We start from the raw sequence: 2,431 nt of genomic DNA, 5'->3' as shown, positions 1-2,431 counted from the left end.
GTCCCATCCCGAACCCGGAAGCTAAGACCCACAGCGCCGATGGTACTGCACCCGGGAGGGTGTGGGAGAGTAGGTCACCGCCGGAACACCATTCAGGTCGAGGACCCCAACCACCAGGTTGGGGTCCTCCCGCATTTAAACGGCTCTTTCCGGGCTTGACCTGTGCCTTCCGGCGGCCCGGCCTCGAGGGATCGGCCGCCCGCCAGACCCGGGCCACGTGCCGCCGGCACCGTCTCTCGAAAACTTGGCCAGCGGCAATTCGCCCTTGACCACGCTGTTGCCTCCGGCTTCATTCGGCGTCGGGCACGCCGTCCCCTGGCCCTTCCGCTGACTTGAGCTTCCGGCGTCTGCGCCGGCGCCAGACGATCAGCAGGCCAAGCACGACGAAGGGGACCAGCACCCAACCGCCGATGTCGAGAGCGTCGCCGATGGCATTGGCCAGTGCCCCGGCCAAATAGGCGAGAACGCTGAGGCTCGCGACCCAGGCAATGGACCCTGTGATAGTCCAGAGCAGAAAATTGGGCCACGGCATCTTGGCAGCCCCTGCGGCAATGGCGCCCCAGAGCCGAACGACAATGACCCAGCGGCCGAAGAACAAGGCCTTGCCGCCGTGCCGATCGAAGAACGACTCCAGCTGGATGATGCGATTCTCATCGGCGTGGAAGCGCTGTGCAAGTCGCAGCATCAATGGACGACCTCCCACCCGCCCAAGTACGTAGCCAATAGTGCTCCCGAGCATGGCGCCCAGGCTGCCGACGGCGATAACGGCGGCAAGGTTCAGATCTCCATGGCGCGCCGAGGCGTAGGCTCCAAGCAATACGGCCACGGCGGGAAGCGGTACGCCGGCACACTGGGCCAGCACAATCACAAAGACGCCGAAGTAGTACGCCCAATCGTCCGCATTCCCTGCTTCCGTAGCGACATAGCCTGCCCAGCCGAGCGCCACGAAGCGGAGGGCAGCCAATCCGGTCATCGCTCACACCTCACTCCCGCTCCGCCGTGGTTCATCATGGCGGTCCCCGCGCTGCCCGCGTTTGTTCTGCGGTCGCGACCCCCGCGACGACACCGGGATGGCCCTTGTATACGCTTGTGCCCCGGGCCGCGTCAAGAGCACGCTGCGGACACAGCGCGGCCCGGCTCGCCCTGGTTCGGCGACGACTCAACTTCCTCTGGACCATGCCTCGCTACAGCACTCCCCATGCTCCGGTACCCGCATGGCACTACCAGTGGCCGCCTGACTAGCCAGCGATGGGTCGCGGCGCATCCGACTGGGGTTAATCGCTCGGGGGCGTCGGGTCCTTCGAAGCGGACACGGTCTTGCGTGAATTCAACGCTGGCCGCCTCCGGATGGACTGGGAGCCCAAGAGCAGATGATCTTGGTGCGTCACGGAGTGGCTTGCCATATATGTGATTCCATAGCGGCATGTTGATACTTCCAAGCACAGAGGACTCCCTCCTGGTGCGCACGACCTTCGGCAACGAAGACGCTTGGGTGGATGCGCTTTCCACTGTGCTTAACGAGAATGACGATGGATTCCGCGCCTACGTGAGGGTCGTTGATGACATTGCCTGGGATCAGGTCGGCTGGGAACAAGTTCGCCAGGCGGCGCTGGCCGGCAGTGAACACGCATCGGTCCTGTTCATTGTGGACAGTGTCGCTCTTGAATCGGGGTATCCGATACAGGTCATTGATCTGAGCACGGAATCGCGCCGGCCGTTCCGATGCATTGCGCGCGAACTTTGGGGAGTCGATAACAACCTAAACATCGCGAACATGGACTGGCAAGAGTTCGCAGATAGGACAGACAGAGACGGTGTCTTCAGGGGTTTTGCCTGACGGTTCTTGCTGCTTCGATGTATTGGGAATAGGGCGGGAGCCCGGCGATGACCGCGGCGGATCCAGAGCCGGCGAGGGGTCAGGCAACCGGCAGGCGTCCGGGAACCCGGCTGCGCCACCCCTCGAACGACACCTCGAAGGCCGCGCCCGTGCTTCGAGGCTGCGCGACCACAGCCGGCATCGGCGGATTCAAATGTTCCCAACCCTGTAGTGCCCGTGCCCCAAGTGGATACAACGTGCGAAAGTCGCTGCAGAGCTCATAACCTGCTGGGCGGGAGTGTTGGATCGCAGTCTGGACCAGACGGCATCGGGAGTATTCCGCCAGCGTCACGGCCCCTTTGCAGCCGGCGTCCGACAACACGATGGTTGCTTGGCTGCCGTTGCCTGGGGACGGGATGCCGGGGCTGTGTTGCTGCCGGCGGGGTTGGGCCGTGATCGTCAATGCCCGGTTGCGTGTCGTGGTGATGCACCGCACAGTGCTGGTTTGCGGCGGTGGTGGGTCTGGTGGGGTGGTTTTGGGTTGTGGTGGCAGGGTTTTTGGGTGGTGGGGTGGGTGTGGGGGGTGGAGTTGCGGTGGGGGCGTGGTGGGTGTAT

General features: G+C 63.8%; 2 protein-coding genes and 1 rRNA gene. 2 read left to right on the top strand and 1 reads right to left on the bottom strand.

The features are described 5' to 3' along the window. A 5S ribosomal RNA gene (rrf, locus tag AC1DXI_RS20705) occupies window positions 1-86 on the top strand; the annotation flags it as partial. Between the two features lie 203 nt (window positions 87-289). Here the strand turns inward: rrf and AC1DXI_RS20700 are convergent. Continuing rightward, entirely contained in the window at window positions 290-973 is a 684-nt protein-coding gene (locus AC1DXI_RS20700; protein ID WP_476940145.1) for a DedA family protein, read from the bottom strand. Between the two features lie 486 nt (window positions 974-1,459). Here AC1DXI_RS20700 and AC1DXI_RS20695 point away from each other — a divergent pair, with 486 nt between their 5' ends. Further along, window positions 1,460-1,837, top strand: coding sequence for a DUF6924 domain-containing protein (locus AC1DXI_RS20695; protein WP_476940144.1), 378 nt, complete (start codon window positions 1,460-1,462; stop codon window positions 1,835-1,837). Window positions 1,838-2,431: the final 594 nt, after the last annotated feature.

This window comes from Arthrobacter sp. P1_H7 (assembly GCF_056405215.1).
Note: the sequence above shows the minus strand (reverse complement) of the source record. Positions and strands in the feature narration are given on the sequence as shown.